Origin of the sequence: Natronobacillus azotifigens (assembly GCF_026805325.1) — a bacterium.
Lineage (GTDB): Bacteria > Bacillota > Bacilli > Bacillales > Amphibacillaceae > Natronobacillus > Natronobacillus azotifigens.
In genome coordinates, this window is the sequence record NZ_JAPRAT010000001.1 from 210,447 (window position 1) to 229,979 (window position 19,533).

17 protein-coding genes are annotated in these 19,533 nt (G+C 37.4%); 5 read left to right on the plus strand and 12 right to left on the minus strand.

The window, feature by feature from the left end; genetic code table 11:
• The first annotated feature begins 13 nt into the window (after positions 1–13).
• The 3 genes from OWO01_RS00910 to OWO01_RS00920 all read left to right on the plus strand — a co-directional run bounded on the left by OWO01_RS00910 (position 14) and on the right by OWO01_RS00920 (position 2,020).
• Positions 14–544 (plus strand): RNA polymerase sigma factor, encoded by a 531-nt coding sequence (locus OWO01_RS00910; protein WP_268778530.1) that lies wholly within the window; start codon positions 14–16, stop codon positions 542–544.
• Between the two features lie 132 nt (positions 545–676).
• Positions 677–823 (plus strand): hypothetical protein, encoded by a 147-nt coding sequence (locus OWO01_RS00915; RefSeq protein WP_268778531.1) that lies wholly within the window; start codon positions 677–679, stop codon positions 821–823.
• 150 nt (positions 824–973) lie between these two features.
• Positions 974–2,020 carry a lactonase family protein gene (locus OWO01_RS00920; RefSeq protein ID WP_268778532.1) on the plus strand — a complete coding sequence of 349 codons (1,047 nt, stop codon included), beginning with the start codon at positions 974–976 and terminating at the stop codon, positions 2,018–2,020.
• Positions 2,021–2,309: 289 nt separating this feature from the next.
• Here OWO01_RS00920 and OWO01_RS00925 read toward each other — a convergent pair whose 3' ends face one another.
• The 12 genes from OWO01_RS00925 to ilvD form a co-directional block, all read right to left on the minus strand.
• Entirely contained in the window at positions 2,310–3,089 is a 780-nt protein-coding gene (locus OWO01_RS00925; RefSeq protein WP_272505948.1) for an amino acid ABC transporter ATP-binding protein, read from the minus strand.
• 23 nt (positions 3,090–3,112) lie between these two features.
• Entirely contained in the window at positions 3,113–4,321 is a 1,209-nt protein-coding gene (locus tag OWO01_RS00930) for an amino acid ABC transporter permease (protein ID WP_268778533.1), read from the minus strand.
• 5 nt (positions 4,322–4,326) lie between these two features.
• The gene (locus OWO01_RS00935; RefSeq protein WP_268778534.1) at positions 4,327–5,499 is read right to left on the minus strand and encodes an amino acid ABC transporter permease; all 1,173 of its coding nucleotides are present in this window, start codon (positions 5,497–5,499) and stop codon (positions 4,327–4,329) included.
• A gap of 233 nt (positions 5,500–5,732) precedes the next feature.
• The gene (locus OWO01_RS00940; RefSeq protein ID WP_268778535.1) at positions 5,733–6,848 is read right to left on the minus strand and encodes an amino acid ABC transporter substrate-binding protein; all 1,116 of its coding nucleotides are present in this window, start codon (positions 6,846–6,848) and stop codon (positions 5,733–5,735) included.
• Positions 6,849–7,680: 832 nt separating this feature from the next.
• Positions 7,681–8,271, minus strand: coding sequence for a 3-isopropylmalate dehydratase small subunit (leuD, locus tag OWO01_RS00945; protein ID WP_268778536.1), 591 nt, complete (start codon positions 8,269–8,271; stop codon positions 7,681–7,683).
• Between the two features lie 29 nt (positions 8,272–8,300).
• Complete coding sequence (gene leuC, locus OWO01_RS00950) at positions 8,301–9,704, minus strand: 3-isopropylmalate dehydratase large subunit (RefSeq protein ID WP_268778537.1); 1,404 nt, start codon at positions 9,702–9,704, stop codon at positions 8,301–8,303.
• A 27-nt stretch (positions 9,705–9,731) separates the two neighbouring features.
• Positions 9,732–10,802: a 3-isopropylmalate dehydrogenase gene (gene leuB / locus OWO01_RS00955; RefSeq protein WP_268778538.1), complete on the minus strand. Its 1,071-nt coding sequence runs from the start codon at positions 10,800–10,802 to the stop codon at positions 9,732–9,734.
• Positions 10,803–10,818: 16 nt separating this feature from the next.
• Positions 10,819–12,354 carry a 2-isopropylmalate synthase gene (locus tag OWO01_RS00960; protein ID WP_268778539.1) on the minus strand — a complete coding sequence of 512 codons (1,536 nt, stop codon included), beginning with the start codon at positions 12,352–12,354 and terminating at the stop codon, positions 10,819–10,821.
• Entirely contained in the window at positions 12,341–13,372 is a 1,032-nt protein-coding gene (ilvC, locus tag OWO01_RS00965) for a ketol-acid reductoisomerase (RefSeq protein WP_268778540.1), read from the minus strand. The genes OWO01_RS00960 and ilvC overlap by 14 nt, the downstream gene beginning before the upstream one ends.
• 71 nt (positions 13,373–13,443) lie before the next feature.
• Positions 13,444–13,968, minus strand: a complete 525-nt coding sequence (ilvN, locus tag OWO01_RS00970; protein WP_268778541.1) for an acetolactate synthase small subunit — start codon at positions 13,966–13,968, stop codon at positions 13,444–13,446.
• Positions 13,965–15,698, minus strand: coding sequence for a biosynthetic-type acetolactate synthase large subunit (ilvB, locus tag OWO01_RS00975; RefSeq protein ID WP_268778542.1), 1,734 nt, complete (start codon positions 15,696–15,698; stop codon positions 13,965–13,967). The genes ilvN and ilvB overlap by 4 nt, the downstream gene beginning before the upstream one ends.
• A gap of 390 nt (positions 15,699–16,088) precedes the next feature.
• Complete coding sequence (ilvD, locus tag OWO01_RS00980) at positions 16,089–17,756, minus strand: dihydroxy-acid dehydratase (protein WP_268778543.1); 1,668 nt, start codon at positions 17,754–17,756, stop codon at positions 16,089–16,091.
• Positions 17,757–18,131: 375 nt separating this feature from the next.
• Here ilvD and OWO01_RS00985 point away from each other — a divergent pair, with 375 nt between their 5' ends.
• Both OWO01_RS00985 and OWO01_RS00990 read left to right on the plus strand, forming a co-directional pair.
• Complete coding sequence (locus OWO01_RS00985) at positions 18,132–18,587, plus strand: DUF6884 domain-containing protein (RefSeq protein ID WP_268778544.1); 456 nt, start codon at positions 18,132–18,134, stop codon at positions 18,585–18,587.
• Between the two features lie 116 nt (positions 18,588–18,703).
• Positions 18,704–19,522 carry an N-acetylmuramoyl-L-alanine amidase family protein gene (locus OWO01_RS00990; RefSeq protein ID WP_268778545.1) on the plus strand — a complete coding sequence of 273 codons (819 nt, stop codon included), beginning with the start codon at positions 18,704–18,706 and terminating at the stop codon, positions 19,520–19,522.
• Positions 19,523–19,533 lie beyond the last annotated feature (11 nt).

Below are 19,533 nucleotides of genomic sequence, written 5' to 3' on the forward strand. Positions count from 1 at the left end.
GGGACGATTATCGATGGAGTTGTTAATGGAAAGAAGGAAAACACATATTGATGAATATTTTGTGATTTATTATCGTGAAATGTATTTTGTGGCAAAACAAATTGTTCGTGACCATTACTTTGCAGAAGATGTTGTACAAGAGTCCTTTGTCAAAGCATATAAGTGTCAAGAAATGCTTCAAGATATCAGGAAAGTAAGAGCATGGTTACGTACAATTGTTACAAGAACTGCGATTGATTTTTTACGGAAAATATCGAAATGTAGTTATACATCCCTTGAACAAATGTATGAAGAAAGTCAGCAAGCGCCAGAACATACGAACTCTGTTGAACAACAGTCTGAATTACATTTTCAATATAAAGAGATTCATGCATGTGTTAAACAGTTACCGACTAATTTACAAGAAGTGATAAATCTAAAACTAACCAATGATTGTTCGGATGCAGAAATTGCAAGAAGATTACAAATTAGCTTATCTGCAGTGAAAACAAGATTACACCGTGCAAGAAAGAAATTAAAGCATATGTATAAGGAGCAAAACTAATTTAAATGAATAGCAATGAGATTTTTTTCGTTGTTGCTTTTTAAAAAGAAGAATGGGTATGTTAACAATTATTTCAGCTGATATTATCATCTCTTTCAGGGCAAGATAAGTTTGTCAGGGAGGTGAATCACCATGAATCAAAAAGGTATGATTATACCTATTCTTGCATCAATTGGGGTAGGAGCAGCCACATACTATGGTATGCGTCGAAATGGAAACATGCACCCGATCGCTACTGTAACTTCTGCATTGAGAAATCAAATGATGAAAACAAACTAATTGAACAATAACATTATCGATAGACCTTCCTTGGGTCTATCGGTTTTTAGTATTTCAATTAAAAGAACTGATCATCCTTGGCTAACCGATTGAAGTTTCTCTTTAGGGTTTGTTATAATGAATGAAATAAACAGAAGGAGGTTTCTTTTAATGGGGAAACAATTAACAGGTTATATTGGTACATATACAAAAGCGGAAAGTGAAGGAGTGTACAAGTTTGTATTGGATTTAGAGAAAGAACGTATTACAGACGTTGTGCCAGCTGCGAAGTTAGATAATCCAACATATTTAACTATTTCTGATGATAATCGATATTTATATGCAGTTAGTAAAGAGGGAGAAAAAGGTGGAATCACTGCTTATAAAATAGATTCAGCTAATCACGAACTTACCTTGTTGAATAGTTTTGCGAAGGCAGGTTCACCACCTTGTCATGTTAGTGTGAAGAGTGATAATACTAATGTTGTCACAGCCAATTACCATACGAAAGAAGTCATATCTTATTTAACGGATACGAATGGTTCGTTAAAGGAAATTGCAGATATAGCTGTACAAGATGGATCTGGCCCCCATGAACGTCAAGAAAAGCCTCATATTCATTTTTCTGGGTATACTCCAGATGAAAACTATGTAATCGCTGTGGATTTGGGTAGTGATGAGATTATAACGTATAGCGTTGCTGGTGATAAGTTAACGAAAGAGCACGTATGTAAGACAAAAGCGGGGAGCGGACCAAGACATATTGTATTTGCACCAAATAAAAAGTTTGCTTATGTGATGACTGAATTAAGTTCAGAGGTCCTAACATTAGCTTATCAAGCTGAAACAGGGGAATTCACCCAGAAGCAAGCGATTAAAGCTATTCCAGATGATTATAAAGAAGTGAATGATGGTAGTGCAATCCATATATCCGATGATGGAAAGTACGTTTATGTTGGAAATCGAGGGCATAATAGCATTGCGGTTTTCGCTGTGAATGAGATCACTAATGAATTAACATTTGTGGAATGGAAATCGACAGAAGGAGATTGGCCTCGTGATTTTGTATTAGATCCGACGAATAACTATTTAGTCGCAGCGAATCAGAAATCAGGCTCATTAACGCTTTATCGACGTAATCAAGAAACAGGAGAGTTAAAGGTATTACAAACAGACGTACCTGCTCCTGAAGCGGTATGTGTGAAATTTTTAAATTAAATGAAAAACCGGGAGATGAAGGATAATCCCCGGTTTTTCTGATGAAACTAATGGTAAATGTAAGATAACATTCTGGATGATAAAAGGTGATTAAGAAAAACAATTAGTGGGAAAGATCGTCCCACTGATTGAAGTTTCACTTTATCCCGGAGCAATCGTCCGTAAGACTCCCACTATAAAGCACCAAAAAAATCAAAGTTGATGAAGTGGGAGTAACGGACGTTAGCACCCCGAATGGTTCAACTAAACAATCAGTGGGAAAGATCGTCCCACTGATTGAAGTTTCACTTTAAAGTATTTGTGAGAGGAACAGTTTTGTTCGGTCGTGTTGTGGGTTATCAAATAATTCTACAGGGGTTCCCATTTCAATTATTTCACCGTTATCAAACAAAACAATTCGGTCAGCAACTTCTCTTGCAAAGCCCATCTCGTGTGTAACAACGATCATCGTTATTCCTGACCTTGCTAATTCTTTCATAACATCTAGTACCTCTTTAATCATCTCTGGGTCTAATGCGGATGTAGGTTCATCAAACAACATAATTTCTGGCTGCATGGCTAAGGCACGTGCAATAGCAACACGTTGCTGCTGTCCTCCTGATAGCTGCCCTGGGTACTTATCTGCTTGTTCGGGAATACCAACTCTTTCTAACAGCTCCATTGCTAACTTCTCTGCTTCTTTTTTAGGCTTTTTCCGTACCCAGATTGGAGCTAACATTATATTTTTTAATATAGTCATATGTGGGAATAAATTAAATTGCTGAAACACCATACCTGTATCTTTCCGAATAGCTTCTACAGCTTTAATATCATGAGATAGAGTGACACCATCAATTTCAATATCTCCTTTTTGAATTTCTTCCAATCCATTAATTGTCCGGATAAACGTAGATTTACCGGAACCGGAAGGGCCTAAAATAACTAATACCTCTCCTTTCGTGATGTTTAAATTTACATCTTTTAAAACATGCATATCTCCAAACCATTTATTAACATTTGTACATGTAATGATTGCCTCTCCTTCTTGAACCGCTGGATCCTCTACTATTTTTACTTGCGATTGTGCCATTTTATTTCCTCCTTTTATTATACTTACCGTTCTCCGACACCTAATGATTTCTCTAACCGTCTGCTAGAGTAAGACATTGTATATGCAATTACCCAATAGACAAATGCAATGAAAATATATACTTCCATGTGTCTACCTAAAAAATCCGGGTTTGATTTCACTGATTGAGCAATACCTAGTAGATCTACTAAGCCAACAATCGCAACGAGGGTCGTATCCTTAAACATAGAGATACTTTGACCAACGATTGTTGGAATAATTGCACGTAGAGCTTGTGGTAAAATAATAAATGTTGTTGTTTGAACAGGGTTAAGTCCAATCGTTTTGGCTGCTTCGTATTGTCCTTTTGGGATTGATTGAAGACCACCGCGAACATTTTCAGCCATATAAGCAGAAGTGAACAATGTTGCCCCAATCATTACACGAACTACATTATCAATTGCCATTCCTGGAGGTAAAAATAAAGGTACAATAATTTGCGCCATAAATAAAATCGTAATTAAAGGAATTCCTCGAATAAGCTCTATATAACTGATACAAAAATATTTGATTGCTGGTAATTTACTCGTTCTCCCTAATGCTAGGAGAACACCAATCGGCATAGAAAGAACAATTGCAACAATGGAAATGAGTATAGTTAAGAGTAGTCCGTTCCAAAGGTTTGTTCTAACGAGAGGAAAAGCCCCTATACCGAAACCGCGCAATAATAATATACTTACCGGAATGACGAAGAACCAACCAATTAATGTGATCCATTTTGCTTTTGGTAGAAAAGAACCTAAGAAATACCCGAAAATTAATACACCAATCTGTGCTGATAACCAGACTTTTGATTCTGTAGCTGTAAAAGGAACGATGATGTGCAATAGGTAAATTAGTGTAAGAATACTTGCTATACGTATCATCGTACCTTTCCATACGCCAGATGACATTCCGAACAACAGAGATGCAAATAGTAAAGCAACCCATACGCGCCACAATTCAGAGACAGGATATTGTCCAACCATAAAAAGTTTGTAATTGTTTGATATAACTGCCCATTGAGCTTCAATAAATACCCAATATAATGCGTTTGTTACCACCAAATATAATACTATTGCTGAAACAATGGTTAACACGGAATTAAACCAATTGTTAAATAAATTTTTCTTTAGCCATTCTAATGCTCCGATAGAATTAACTGGAGGAGCTATTGGCTTTGTGTATTCAACTAATTTCAAGTTTTCGCTCATTATTATCACCTCTCCACAATCTGACTGCGTTTGTTAAATATATTCATGAACAGTGAGGTAGTTAAACTGATCGTTGAATAGACAAAGATCATAATCAGGATTATTTCAACAGAATGACCAGATTGATTCATTGCTGTTCCACCTACACTAACTAATTCCTGATAACCAACAGCAATCGCTAAACTTGAATTTTTTGTTAGATTCAAATATTGGCTTGTTACAGGTGGAATGATAATTCGAACTGCTTGTGGTAAAATAACCAAGCGCATCATGGTGGAGTTTTTAATTCCTAAAGCTTTCGATGCTTCCGTTTGCCCTTTTGATACAGATTGAATACCAGCTCGAACAATCTCTGCTATATAGGTTGCTGTGTACATTACCAGACCAATGAGAATTGCTGCGAATTCAGGTGATATTCTTAAACCCCCAGAAAAATTAAACGTTCCGAGTTCTGGTGTCGAAATATTAGCTGGTCCAGATTGTGTAACGATAAATGCAAGGAGTATGAACACAAATAATGTGCCAATCGACCAAATAAATGGATATTTTCTTTTCCCTGCTTTCATTTGTTGGGTCAGTTGATATTTCCACATCAAAATAGCTCCGACAATTCCAATCACAAAAATTATTATCCAAATAATCGTACCTTCATGTGCAGTAAACCATGGAATAGCAGCTCCTCGATTATTAAAGTAAAAAGAACCAATTCTAATACTGTCTTGTACTTGTGGTAATGGTAAAATCACTGCGAAATACCAAATTAAAATTTGAACAAGTAATGGTGTATTACGAAATATTTCGATATATAGTCCAGATAATTTTTTAACTAACCAGTTATTTGATAAGCGCGCAATCCCTACAAATACACCTAGAATGGTAGTTAAAATAATACCAATAACAGCTATTCTTATTGTACTAAGAATCCCAACGAGAAAAGCTCGTGCATACGTATCGGTAGGTTCGTAGGATATCATTGCTTCTGAGATATTAAACGAAGCCGTTCTCCTTAAAAAATGAAATCCAAAATTTATTCCTAAGCGATTTAGACCTGCAATTGCGTTACTGATGAGGAACCATCCTAGCGCAACAACAATAGATACAAAGACAAATTGAAATAAAATAGGAATAATTCGATTATCACGCCAAAACGGTGTGGATACCCCAATTTTTTTAGACATTATGTTTCACCTCATTGTATTTATCTTGGAGCAACCGTTCGCAAGACTCTCACTTGAAAACAACAAGAAAAGAAGTTGTTTAGTTGAAAGTAGCTGACGCTAGCACCCCGAATGATGCGACTAATTATTAGTGGAGGAATACATGAAAACAACACTAATTGAAGTCTCATCTTATTTAGTAAAGGAAAGAACCTGCTCAGATGTACTGAACTAAGCAGGTTCCATTTTGTTTTTTAACGGAAAGGTGGAGAATAAAGGATTCCGCCTTCTGTATACAGAGCGTTCAAACCACGTTCTAAATTAAAGATGGTATCTGGTCCAAGATTACGATTATAAATTTCTTCATAGTTACCCACATGTCTGATAACACGTACTGCGAATTCATCATCAATACCTAACATTTGACCAAGTTCTCCTTCAAGACCCATAAAACGTCGAATAACTGGATCAGCACTATCTAAAAAGTCTTCATAGTTAGATGAATTAATTCCTAATTCTTCGGCTTCAATTGTAGCTAGAGTAACCCACTTTACAACATCAAACCAATTATCATCACCGTGTCGTACGGTAGGTCCAAGTGGTTCTTTTGATAAACTTTCTACAAGAATAGTATGTGCATCGGGATCTGCTAAAGTAGCTTGACGAGATACTAACCCAGATTTATCTGTCGTCCAAGCATCAATACTACCAGATTCATAAGCTTCCACTACAGAGTCACTATCATCAAATAATACTTGTTCATAAGTAATACCGTATTTCCGGAATTGATCGGCTAGATTCGATTCGGTTGTGGTACCTGTTTCCACACCAATTCTAGCACCTTCTAGTTCTTCAAGATTAGTAATACCGCTATCAGAGCGAACCATAATTCCTTGGCCGTCATAGAAAGTTGTTGGAGTGAAGTTCGTACCTAAGGCAACATCACGATCCAATGTCCAAGTAGTGTTTCGGATTAGAACGTCAACTTCACCTGTTTGCAATGCCGTAAAGCGTTCCTGTGCGGATAAAGGTCTTATTTCAATTGCCTCAGGATCGTCAAACAGTGCTGCTGCTAATGTTCTACCAAAATCCACATCGAAACCTTCATATTCACCATCAGAGTTTAGATAACCAAATCCAGGTAATTGATTATTTCCACCTACGATAACGTAACCGCGATCTAGAATGGTATCTAGTGTACTTCCCTCGGAACCGTTGCTACTTGTATTATTGGTTGTTTCTTCGGTGTCATCTCCATTGTTACCATTATCAGCTACAACAGGATCATCAGAAGTACAGCCTGTTAACACTAGGACAACTACCAAGAAGATACCAGCAAAAAAACCCATAACCTTTTTTGAACCTTTCATTAAAAAATCCCCCTTAATTTTTATTGAGTTCTATGAATCTCACATTTTGAACTCATTTAGAACATTCTTACAAGCACTCATTAAATAGACATTTATTTTAGAATATTCAATTAATTTAAAATAAATGCATGTAAGAATTTCCTACAACCCTAGTGTATATAAGTTTACAATAGGTGTGAACTATTTTGTTAGATTTTCTTACATACTTTTGAAATAAATCCCTTTTGTTACTTTTTTGTTTAAATAGTTCCTTGTGGATTTTAGCTCGGGGGCATGATTAATAATGGAGATGTTAACATATACAGATAGAAATACGTTGTAGCTTGATCATTTAGGATCAGTGAAACCATAGTCATTCATGTAGAAGGAGAGGAGACATGGGAGGATTCAAACGCTTACCAAGACATGTATGCTTTCAATATTTTAAGTTAACACAAACTATGTGGTAAATGATTTATAATGTTCACATGAGATAGAGGATCGTAAAGTACTGTTATTCGTATGTCGTGCTTTTGGCTAAGTTGAGTATGAAAGGAGTTGTGTACTTATGCTTAGGTTAAGACCAAAAAAAGAGCTGCAACCTCATCAAGATGTTTGATCTTGCTCAGATTGATGGGGAAATTGCCACTAACGTCGTCATAATACCTGATCGCTTCTAGGCTATGAATGAAAAATGCTCCAACCCTTAATGAAAAGAAGGAAGGAGTATCACACACAGCAGTTTATGAATTTTTTTTATCAACACTAAAATATTAGAAATGAAAAATAACGTTAGGGGCTTTTAACTCCCTAACGTTATTAAATCGATAAAGTATGAATTTGAGATAATCAGTTAGTATACTACATGTGTTTTTTCAAACTGATCGATTTTATCACTGTGTGTTAATGTTACAGATATATCATCCCAACCATTTAATAGCATCTCACGCTGGTAGGCTGCAAGGTCGAAATCGGCTGAGAAACCTTCTCTATCATATACTTTTTTTGCTTCTAAATCTACAGTTAATTCATAATCAGAAGCTTCTGCATTCTTAATTAACTGTTGAGCTTCCTGGTCGGTTAATTTAACTGGTAAGATACCATTCTTCGTACAATTGTTATAGAAAATATCCGCAAAACTTGAAGCGATAATGATACGGAAACCGAAGTCTTGTAGTGCCCAAGGAGCATGTTCTCGAGAAGATCCACAGCCGAAGTTTTCTCCGGCAACTAAAATCGTTGCTCTTTGGTATTTTGGATTATTTAATGAAAAATCTTTTCTTGGTTCCTCGTTTTCATCGTATCTCCAGTTATAAAAAAGAAATTTACCAAAACCTTGTCGCGAGATTCGCTTCAAAAATTGCTTAGGGATAATTTGATCGGTATCTACGTTCGCACGATTTAGTGGATAGACAAGCCCTGTGTGTTGTCGTATAGGTTCCATCTTGTTTCCTCCTTCTATGAAATAGATCTTTAGACAAATGTTCGAACGTCAACAAATCGACCTTCTATGGCAGCTGCAGCCGCCATTTCAGGACTAACAAGATGAGTGCGAGAATCAGCGCCTTGACGTCCTTCAAAGTTTCGATTAGAGGTAGATGCACAACGCTCACCAGGGGGGACAGCATCTCCATTCATAGCAAGGCACATACTACAGCCTGGTTCACGCCATTCAAAACCTGCATCTTTAAATAGTTGATCAAGTCCTGATTTTTCAGCTTCTAATTTTACCGTTTGAGATCCAGGTACAACAATTGCCGTTACATCAGGATGCACTTTTCTTCCTTTGATTACACTAGCAGCTTGCTCAAGATCTTGTAATCTAGAATTTGTACAAGAGCCTATAAATACATGTTCTATGGTAACAGAAGAGATTGGGACAGATGCTGTTAGTCCCATATAATCTAATGCATGCTGTATCTCATTTTTGTCATTTTCATTATCTGCTTGATCTGGGTTTGGTATATTGGCATTAATGGGTACACACATGCTTGGATTGGTTCCCCAAGTAACTTGAGGTTCAATTTCCTCTGCATTAATCTCAACGGTTCGATCATATGTTGCACCTTCATCTGTCGCTAAATTTAACCAATCTTTTGTAGCTTGCTCAAATTCCTCTCCTTTTGGTGCATAGGGACGATTTCGGAGGTATTCAATTGTAGTTTCATCTGGACTAACTAACCCCGCACGCGCACCTGCTTCTATTGACATGTTACAAATTGTCATGCGTCCTTCCATGGAGAGGTTGCGCACTGCTTCACCAGTGTATTCAATAACATAACCAGTTCCAAAATCAACTCCTTGTTGTCCGATAATTGCTAATATTAAGTCTTTAGCGGTTACACCAACACCTAATTTACCATTAATTTTGACATTTAATGTTTTCGGCTTGGATTGCCAGACAGTTTGAGTTGCTAGAACATGTTCGACTTCACTTGTACCAATCCCAAATGCCAATGCTCCAAATGCGCCATGAGTTGATGTGTGACTGTCTCCACATACAATCGTTTTACCGGGCTGTGTCAGTCCAAGTTCTGGACCAATAACATGAACAATCCCTTGATGTGGGTGACCAACGCCAGCAATCGGAACTCCAAATTCTTCACAATTTTTTTTCAATGTATCCATCTGTAGTTTGGAAATTTCATCTTTTACAATATTTTGATGAATAGTTGGAACATTGTGATCCATTGTAGCAAAGGTACGATTTGGTTGTCGTACCTTACGTCCTTTTAATCTTAGGCCTTCGAAAGCTTGTGGAGAAGTTACTTCATGAACAAGGTGAAGGTCAATGTATAATAATCCTGGTTTTCCTTCCTCTTGATGTACGACATTCTTATCCCATATTTTCTCAATAATTGTTTTGGCTTTTGTCATGACATAGATCCCTCCTACTAAAGCTAATTATTCTTCTATACAAGCAATAATCGCTTGTGTCATCTCTTTTGTTGAAACTTTTTCTCCCGATTTTACAGCTAGATCAGCAGTATAATAGCCCTTATCAATACACGCTTCTATGGCTTTTTCAATAACTGTTGCTTCTTCCTCAAGTGCAAATGAATAACGTAACATCATTGCAGTTGATAAAAGCATAGCTACGGGATTAGCAATACCAAGACCAGCGATATCAGGTGCGGAACCGTGTGCAGGTTCATATAGGCCCACTCCGTTTTCTGCTAAACTAGCAGAAGGTAACATACCTAATGAACCAGTTAAAACAGATGCTTCATCACTTAAAATGTCACCAAACATGTTCTCTGTTACAATGACATCGAAACTACTTGGATTTGTTATGAGTTTCATAGCAGCTGCATCCACTAACACATGTTCTACTTCAACATCAGGATACATTTGCTTTTTTTCTTCAACAATCTCTCTCCATAGCTTACTAGATTCTAATACGTTAGCTTTATCTACGGAAGTGAGTTTTTTGTTTCGAATTTGTGCACTCTGAAATCCTTTATCAATGATCCGTTCCATTTCTTTGCGCGTATAGGCGAGGGTATCGATCACAGCGGATTGATCAGCATTTCTTTCACTAGGTTGCCCAAAATAAAGGCCGCCAGTAAGCTCACGAACAATTAATAAGTCACTCCCCTGAATGATTTCTTCTTTTAATGGGGAGGCACTAAGTAATTGTTTAAATCCTTTTACTGGCCTTAGATTTGCATAAAGATCAAGCGCCTTTCGAATCCCTAACAATCCACGCTCTGGACGTAAATCAGAAGGATTATTGTCCCATTTAGGCCCTCCAACTGCTCCTAATAAAACTGCATCAGCAACTTCACAAGAGTTAATGGTTTGCTGGGGGAGGGGGGTGTTCAATTGATCAATTGCTGCGCCGCCAATTAGTTGATAATCGAAGATAAATTGATGGTTAAACTTTTTGGCAATTGTTTCTAATATATCAACAGCAGCATCCATTATTTCTGGTCCGATTCCGTCACCTGGAAGAAGGACAATTTTTTTCTGCATGATTATATCCTCCATTTTATTCGCTTTTTTGACTCGATGAATGGGTGAAAAAGACACGATTAACAGCATTTAGAAAGGCATGAGCAGCAGCTTCTAATACATCTTGGGCCGTTCCACGTCCACTGACAGGAATATTGTCTACATTCATGTTCACATGTACTTCGGCTAGAGCATCTGTTCCTTTTCCTATCGAACTTAAATTGAAGTCAGTAAGTTGAATAGGTTCACTAATAAGTGCTTCAATTGTATTATATAAAGCTTCTACACTTCCGTTTCCAGTTTGTGCAGTTTCGATCTCGTCACCGGCTGGAGTTTTTAAGGTAACAGTTGCAGTCGGTAAGTTTCGACTATCATACTGAACTTGGAAGGAGAGGAGCTGATATTGTTTTCGATTACTAACATCTGTTTGGATATCCATTAATATGACAAACAAATCATCATCCGTTACTTCTTTTTTGCGATCGGTTAATTGTTTAAATGCCTTAAATGCATCGGCTAATTTTTCTTCTGTAAGCGTGAAGCCTAATTGATCAATTTTATCTTTAAAGGCATGACGTCCGGAGTGTTTTCCTAAGACAAGGTTGTTGGACTGAACCCCAACTAATGCAGGTGTAATTATTTCATAAGTCTGTGTGTTTTTTAAAACACCATCTTGATGAATGCCAGATTCGTGTGCAAATGCATTTCTTCCGACAATTGCTTTGTTACCAGGTACAACCATACCTGTGAATTTGCTAATCAGATCACTTGTGCGCTTGATCTCTTTTAAGACAAGATTAGTTGAATAAGGGTAAAAATCTTCTCGAATTTTAAAAGCTACAGCTAGTTCTTCTAAAGCGGCATTCCCAGCGCGTTCTCCGATACCATTAATCGTTCCTTCTACTTGAGTAGCACCATTTTGCACAGCGGCAATAGAATTAGCTAGCGCCATCCCTAAATCATCGTGGCAATGGGTTGATAAATCAACTTGATTGATGTTTGGTACATTTTCTTTTATATAACGAAACATTTCCCCATACTCTTTCGGTGTTGTGTAACCAACAGTATCCGGAAGATTAATAACGGTTGCTCCAGCATCAATTACTTTTTCAATAATGGTAGCAAGAAACTGCAAGTCAGAACGAGATGCATCCTCAGCAGACCATTCGATATCGTTACATTTTGTTTTAGCATAACGTACCATGTTTACAGCAATATCGATAACTTCTGTTGGTGTTTTTTTTAATTTATCTTGCATATGAATAGGGGAGGTGGCAATAAAAACATGAATTCGTGGTTTTTGGGCATATTGAATGGCATCCCAAGCACGATCAATATCCTGTTTATTTGCTCTTGCTAGAGCGGCAACTGTTGAAGATTTAATGGTTTCAGCAATCTTCTTTACTGCCTCAAAATCCCCTTGGGAGGAAGCAGGAAATCCTGCTTCCATTACATCTACACCCAAGCGTTCTAAATGCTTAGCAATTTCTAGCTTTTCTAGTTGGTTCAAATTCACTCCTGGTGATTGCTCACCATCACGAAGTGTTGTATCAAAAATCTTAATTTGAGTCATCAGAGACCACTTCCTTCTTTGCGTTTGCCTTTTGCTTAACAAATGGCATTAAATCACGAAGCTCTCTACCTACTTTCTCAATTGGATGGTTACTTTCATTTCTATTAATTGCATTAAATTGTGGACGGTTTGCTTGATTTTCTAAAATCCAATCTTTCGCAAATTTCCCTGTTTGAATATCTGTTAAAACATCTTTCATTCGAGCTTTTGTTTCTTCGTTCACAACTCGTGGTCCAGAAACGAAATCTCCCCATTGTGCTGTGTCAGAAATGGAGTAACGCATTCCTTCCAGTCCACCTTCATACATCAAGTCTACGATTAGCTTCAATTCATGTAGACATTCAAAATAAGCAACTTCCGGTTGATATCCTGCTTCTGTTAGTGTCTCGAACCCTGCCTTTACAAGACTTGTAGCTCCACCACATAGAACAGCTTGCTCACCGAATAAATCTGTTTCTGTTTCTTCTTGGAATGTTGTTTCTAGAATACCAGCACGACCAGCACCTACACCTTTTGCGTATGCTAGAGCAAGTTCTTTTGCTTTCCCAGTATAATCTTGGTAAATACCATACAATGCAGGTACTCCAGCACCTTCTTCAAAAGTACGACGAACAAGGTGTCCTGGCCCTTTAGGTGCAACTAAGAATACATCAACATCAGCAGGCGGTACGATTTGATTAAAGTGAACATTAAAACCATGAGCAAAGACTAGCGCATTACCAGCCTCTAAGTTATCTTTGATACTTTCATTATAGATAGCAGGTTGGTACTCGTCAGGAAGAAGAATCATTATTACTTCAGCAGCTTTTGTTGCTTCTGCAACAGATTTAACTTCAACACCATCTTCTACTGCTTTATCCCATGATTTCCCTTTTCGAAGACCAACTACTACATCAAAACCACTTTCTTTTAAGTTCAATGCATGTGCGTGACCTTGTGAACCATATCCGATGATTGCGATTTTTTTTCCTTTTAATACCTCTTCTTGAATGTCATTGTGATAAACTACTTTTGTCATAGTGATCAATCCTCTCAATTTTTGTTTTATAGTAAATGTAAAGTACATTTAACTTTTGTTTTGCCTGTTTCTTAATGAAGTAAAGAGAACGGTGCTTGCTCTTGCCCGGCTTGAGGTTGTTGCCCCCGCATGAATGCAGTCACACCTGTTCTTGCAATGTCTTTTACTCCATATGGTCGTAATAATTCGATTAATGCTTCCACCTTTTCTGATTTCCCAGTTACTTGAATAGAAAGTGTATCTTTACTCACATCAATGACTGTTGCACGAAACGGTTCGATAATGCCTTGGATTTCTGCCCGGAGTTGCCCATTGCTGACGATTTTAATAAGGGCCAATTCCCGAGCAACGATTGCTTTGTCTGTAATATCGGAAACTTTTAATACGTCAATTTGTTTATTCAATTGTTTTGTTACCTGCTCTAATTTTTGAAAATCTTCAACTTCTACAACAAATGTCATTCTCGAAATTCCTTCTGTTTCTGTCCTGCCTACAGAAATGCTCTCAATGTTAAATTGACGTTTTTGTAATAGACCGGTAATTCGGTTTAGCACACCACTTCTGTTTCTTACTTTTGCTGTAATAATTCGCTTCATGGTTTCACTCCTATCATTTCGTGAAGTCCCTTACCAGGTGCAATCATCGGATATACATTTTCTTGTTGAAGCACACGGCAATCAATTAATACAGGTCCATCATAAGCAAGTAAATCAGGGAGTTTTTCTGATAGCTCTTCTTGTGTATCGATTTTAACTCCTTTAATTTCATATGCTTCAGCTAATTTTACAAAGTCAGGCTGAATGCTGAAAACAGATTCAGAATAGCGTTTTTCATAGAATTTCTCCTGCCATTGCCTTACCATACCAAGTGCTGCATTATTGACGATGATAATTTTGACTGGCAAGTTACGTTCTTGCAAAATCGATAATTCTTGCAGAGTCATTTGAAACCCACCATCACCAACGATTGCGACTACCATATCTTCAGGTGCTGCTAATTGGGCACCGATCGCTGCTGGAAAACCAAAGCCCATCGTCCCTAAGCCACCAGAGGTAACCCAACGGTTTGGTTTGTTGAATTTATAAAATTGTGCCGTCCACATTTGATGTTGACCGACATCGGTAGTGATAATGGCATCTCCATTTGTTTCTTTAAATACTTGTTCAATAGCCCATTGCCCAATCATATCTGTCTCGGGTTTCGTATACCAAAGTGGGTAATTCGCTTTGTTTTCTTGCACATGGCTGAGCCAGGTACTAAAATCAGGTGTTGTTTTAATCTGTTTACACATTTCTTTTAAAGCAAGTTTAGCATCGCCAACAATCGGAATATGTGTGGTGATGTTTTTCCCAATCTCTGCAGGATCAATATCAATATGTGCGACGATTGCAGAAGGAGCAAAATGGTCTAAATTTCCGGTCAGGCGATCATCAAAACGTGCGCCAATATTGATCAATAAATCTGTTTCATATAAAGCTTGGTTAGCAGCGTAAGTTCCATGCATACCAGCCATTCCTAAAAATAATTCATCTTCCCCAGGAAAAGCACCTAGACCTAATAAAGTAGAAGCAACCGGTATTTGGTGTGTTTTTGCAAAACTCAAAATTTCCTCCGTAGCTTTACTAAATAAAATACCTGCGCCAGTCAAAATTACTGGTTTTTGAGCAGTTTCCAATGCTTCTTTCAATTTTTTAACTTGCAAAGGATTTGGTTTAATCGTCGGTTGATATCCTGGTAAATAAAATGCTTCATCATATTTGTCTGCACAAGGATTTGCTGCAAGATCCTTTGGAATATCGATTAGAACAGGCCCCGGACGACCGGTTGTTGCAATATGAAAAGCTTCTTTAATGACGCGTGGTAGATCACTAATTGATCTTACTTGATAATTATGCTTTGTAATTGGTGTTGTAATTCCCATAATGTCTGCTTCTTGGAAAGCATCGGTACCGATTACTGCTTGATTAACTTGACCAGTAAATACAACGAGTGGTAAAGAATCAATCATTGCATCGGCTATTCCTGTTACTAAATTGGTAGCGCCAGGACCAGAAGTTGCAATAACAACACCTGGTTTACCTGAAACTCTTGCATAACCTTCTGCTGCATGAATAGATCCTTGTTCATGCCGAGCTAATACTTGATTAAATGAACTCTTCTTTTTATATAACGCATCAAAAATCGGTAAAACGGCTCCTCCAGGATAACCAAATAACGTGTCGACATTTGCATCAATTAAAGCTTCTATTAACAGATCTGCTCCTGTTTTTGGTGCATGTGAGATTGTTGGGTTGTTGTCCTGGTGTTCTGCTTTTGCCTTTACCACATTAATCCCTCCTATAGAATAATTGTGAATTTTTAGTGTAGTTGCTGTTTGTATTTTGTAATAAAAAATAAGAAAAAGACCAATTCTCTCCAAATAAACTGCGCCAATGCAGAATTACAAGGGAGAAAAGATCTTTTCTTTTCACGGTACCACCCTGATTCATTGTATTTTCTTAAATACAACCTTAGGAAGCATTATGATCATAATGCTTCTTTTGATAACGGGTAAATGTGAATTTACCCGGTTAAATCTATCAGGTGTAAACCGTTCAATTTAACGCTCCAAGACGATGTCGGAATAAGTTGTATTTCCGGGCTTCCAGCAACCCCGGCTCTCTGTGAATACAATGATTTATTCCTTTGTTCTTATCATCGCTTTCTCTTTATGAAATTAGAAATCCATTACTCCACCAGTGTTAGCGGATGTTACTAATTTAGCGTACTTGGCTAAATAACCAGTTTTTATTTTCGGTTCTGGCTTCTTCCATTGTTCTTTCCGTTTAGATAATTCTTCATCACTTACAGATAATTCAATGGTTCGTGAAGGTAAGTCTATGATAATCTCATCACCATTATTTACAAATGCAATTGGTCCACCTTCAGCAGCTTCTGGAGAGATGTGTCCAATGGAAATTCCACGGGACGCACCAGAAAATCTACCATCGGTAATTAACGCTACTTCTTTATCTAATCCGCGACCAGCAATTGCAGCAGTAGGGGCAAGCATTTCCGGCATACCCGGTCCGCCTTTTGGTCCTTCGTAACGAATAACGACAACGTCCCCGGATTTAACGGTTCCATCATTGATCCCTGCTTGAGCTTCGTCTTGCGATTCAAAAACGACAGCTTTACCAACAAATTTCTTAATGGAAGGATCAACTGCGCCTACTTTAATTACCCCTCCATTTGGTGCGATGTTACCATGTAAAATAGATAAGCCACCAACAGGACTATAAGGGTTATCGAGTGGATGAATGACGGCTTCGTTTAAGATTTTGTGATCTTTAACATTTTCACTAATTGACTTTCCAGTGATTGTGATTCTATCTTTATGAATAACGCCCTCTAATTTACATAACTCTCGGATGATAGCACTTACTCCACCAGCAAGATGCACATCATGCATCGTATATTGTGACGCTGGACTTATTTTTGCTAAGTAAGGCACCTTTTCTGCTACTTCGTTAATTCGTTTAAGATCGTAATCAATCCCAGCTTCATTTGCAATAGCTAATGTATGAAGGACGGTATTCGTTGAACCACCCATAGCCATGTCTAAAGCAAACGCGTCATCAATAGTATCTTTTGTAATGATATCACGAGGTTTTATATCTTTTTTAACTAAGTCAATTAGATGATGTGCAGCTTGATAGATCAATTCGTGTCGCTCATCAGAGGTTGCAACAATCGTTCCATTACCCGGAACAGTCATTCCTAACATTTCCATTAATGAGTTCATCGAGTTAGCAGTGAACATTCCCGAACAAGATCCACATGTTGGGCAAGCTAAAGTCTCTAGCTCTTTTAATTCAGCTTCTGTCATTTTTCCTGAGTGAACGGCTCCAACACCTTCAAACATGGACATTAAGGATAAGTGTTCACCACTCGGAGATATGCCACCTTCCATGGGACCACCAGATACAAATACAGATGGTACATTCGTTCGAACCGATGCCATTAACATCCCAGGTGTAATTTTGTCACAGTTTGGAATATAGAAGACCCCATCAAACCAATGGGCGTTAATTACAGTTTCTGCACTATCAGCGATTATTTCACGACTAGGTAGGGAGTATCGCATTCCAATATGTCCCATAGCGATTCCATCATCGACACCAATCGTATTAAATTCAAATGGAATTCCACCAGCTTCACGAATAGCTTCTTTCACTACTTCTGCAAATTTATTTAAGTGACGGTGACCCGGGATAATATCGACATAAGAGTTACAGACACCGATAAATGGCTTACCTAAATCACTTGTTTTAACCCCTGTTGCGTGTAATAAACTACGGTGGGGAGCTCGATCCATTCCTTTTTTTATCATGTCACTACGCATGTTGCCAGCTCCTAACTTTAACTTATGTTCCTGTTCTTCTAAGAGGACGTTCAAGGGGTTCAGTAAAAGGACCAAAGCTTTTTTTAATCAATTTTCAACAGCTTTTTTTGAACAGTATTTCTTAGTGAAAACAAAATTTTTGAAAAATTCAAACAATAAAAGAATGAGAAAAAATAAAATTAATTATTTGGTTGTCGACAATCATACAATCATTTCTAAAATTGGTCAACAGGTTTAGTGAAAATTTTCTGATTTTTTCTATAAAGGAAAAAATAAAATAGCGAAAGCGTTATCTTCCTATTTTCTTATAAAATATATCTAAATTTATGACACTTTCTATACATGTTATAATAAGGATAGAGAGGGGCTGAACGTATGCAGCTAGCTATTATTCCATGTGGTAAAAAGAAGATTTGGGATAAATATCCCCAAAAACAAGGAGTAACAGTAGATGAAGCTTATATTGGAGTCTTACATCGATTGACCAAACAATATGCAACGTTATTTTGTGATCAATGGGTAATTATGTCTGCTAAACACGGGTTTCAATTACCATATGAGATAATACCGTCTAACTATAATCTCACATTTGGAATGAAAAGATCTCCTTCTGTGATTACTAATCAACAATTAATGAAACAATGGAAAGAAAAAGATCTCATTAAATATGAACAAATTATTGTATTAACAGGAAAAAAACACAAAAAAGTAATCGATCAACTCTTCTTAACGGATCAAGAAATAATCTATCCATTATTGGGAACTCAAGGAATTGGAGACATGCAAAAGAAACTAAAGCTTGCGATAGAATCGAAAAACCCACTACATTAAAGACTACATCCTTCTATTATAGACACGCAATGAAATTCATGTTGCGATTATATCGATGAAGACAGGTTAGGATAGTTTACTGTCTTTTATCATGTTATAAGAGAGGAGGAGCTATTTTGAAACCAATACTTATTATTGATCCAGGGCATGGAGGAAGAGATCCCGGAGGAGGTTCTAATCAAGAATGGCTTGAAAAAGATTTTGTTTTGACTATTTCTTTGTATCAGTATGAGCGATATCAGTGTTTGGGGGTTCCTGTTGCTATGACAAGAACTAGAGATCAAACGCTTACAAGTACAGAACGAACGAAACGTGTACGAGAAAGTGGGGCAAGCTTTTGTCACTCCAATCATATAAATGCCGGAGGTGGCGATGGGGCAGAGTTTATTCATTCGATTACCAATGACGGAAAGCATGCTGAAATGTTAGCAAGGCATTTAAAAAACGCCGGTCAGCCAGTAAGGAGAATATTTACGAGGTCGTTGCCAAATAATAGTCAACGCGATTTTTATTTTATGAACCGAGAAACAGGAAATGTAGCTACCACTATTATTGAGTATGGATTCGCTGATTCTACTAAGGGTGATCAAAAACGCTTAAAGGATAATTGGAAAGCATACGCCGAAGCCATTGTCGAAGGATTTTGTCAGTTAATCAATCATCCGTATCAATCAATGGAATCAACCGGTAGACAAAGAAATAACAAACGTTGGTATATAGGGAGGCGTGTGGAAAGTAAGGTAGACCAACTAAGATATTATGCAACTCCTTCGTGGGAAGATAAAGCTCTCGTTAATACGATCAATAAAGGGGTTGGTTTTCCGAAAATAATTGACCGTATTTCCGTAGGTAAGGGACATCAATACCAAGTAATGAATTCAAATGGAGAAACATATTACATTACAGCACATGAGAAATATGTCCGTGTAATATAGGTCTTATCATA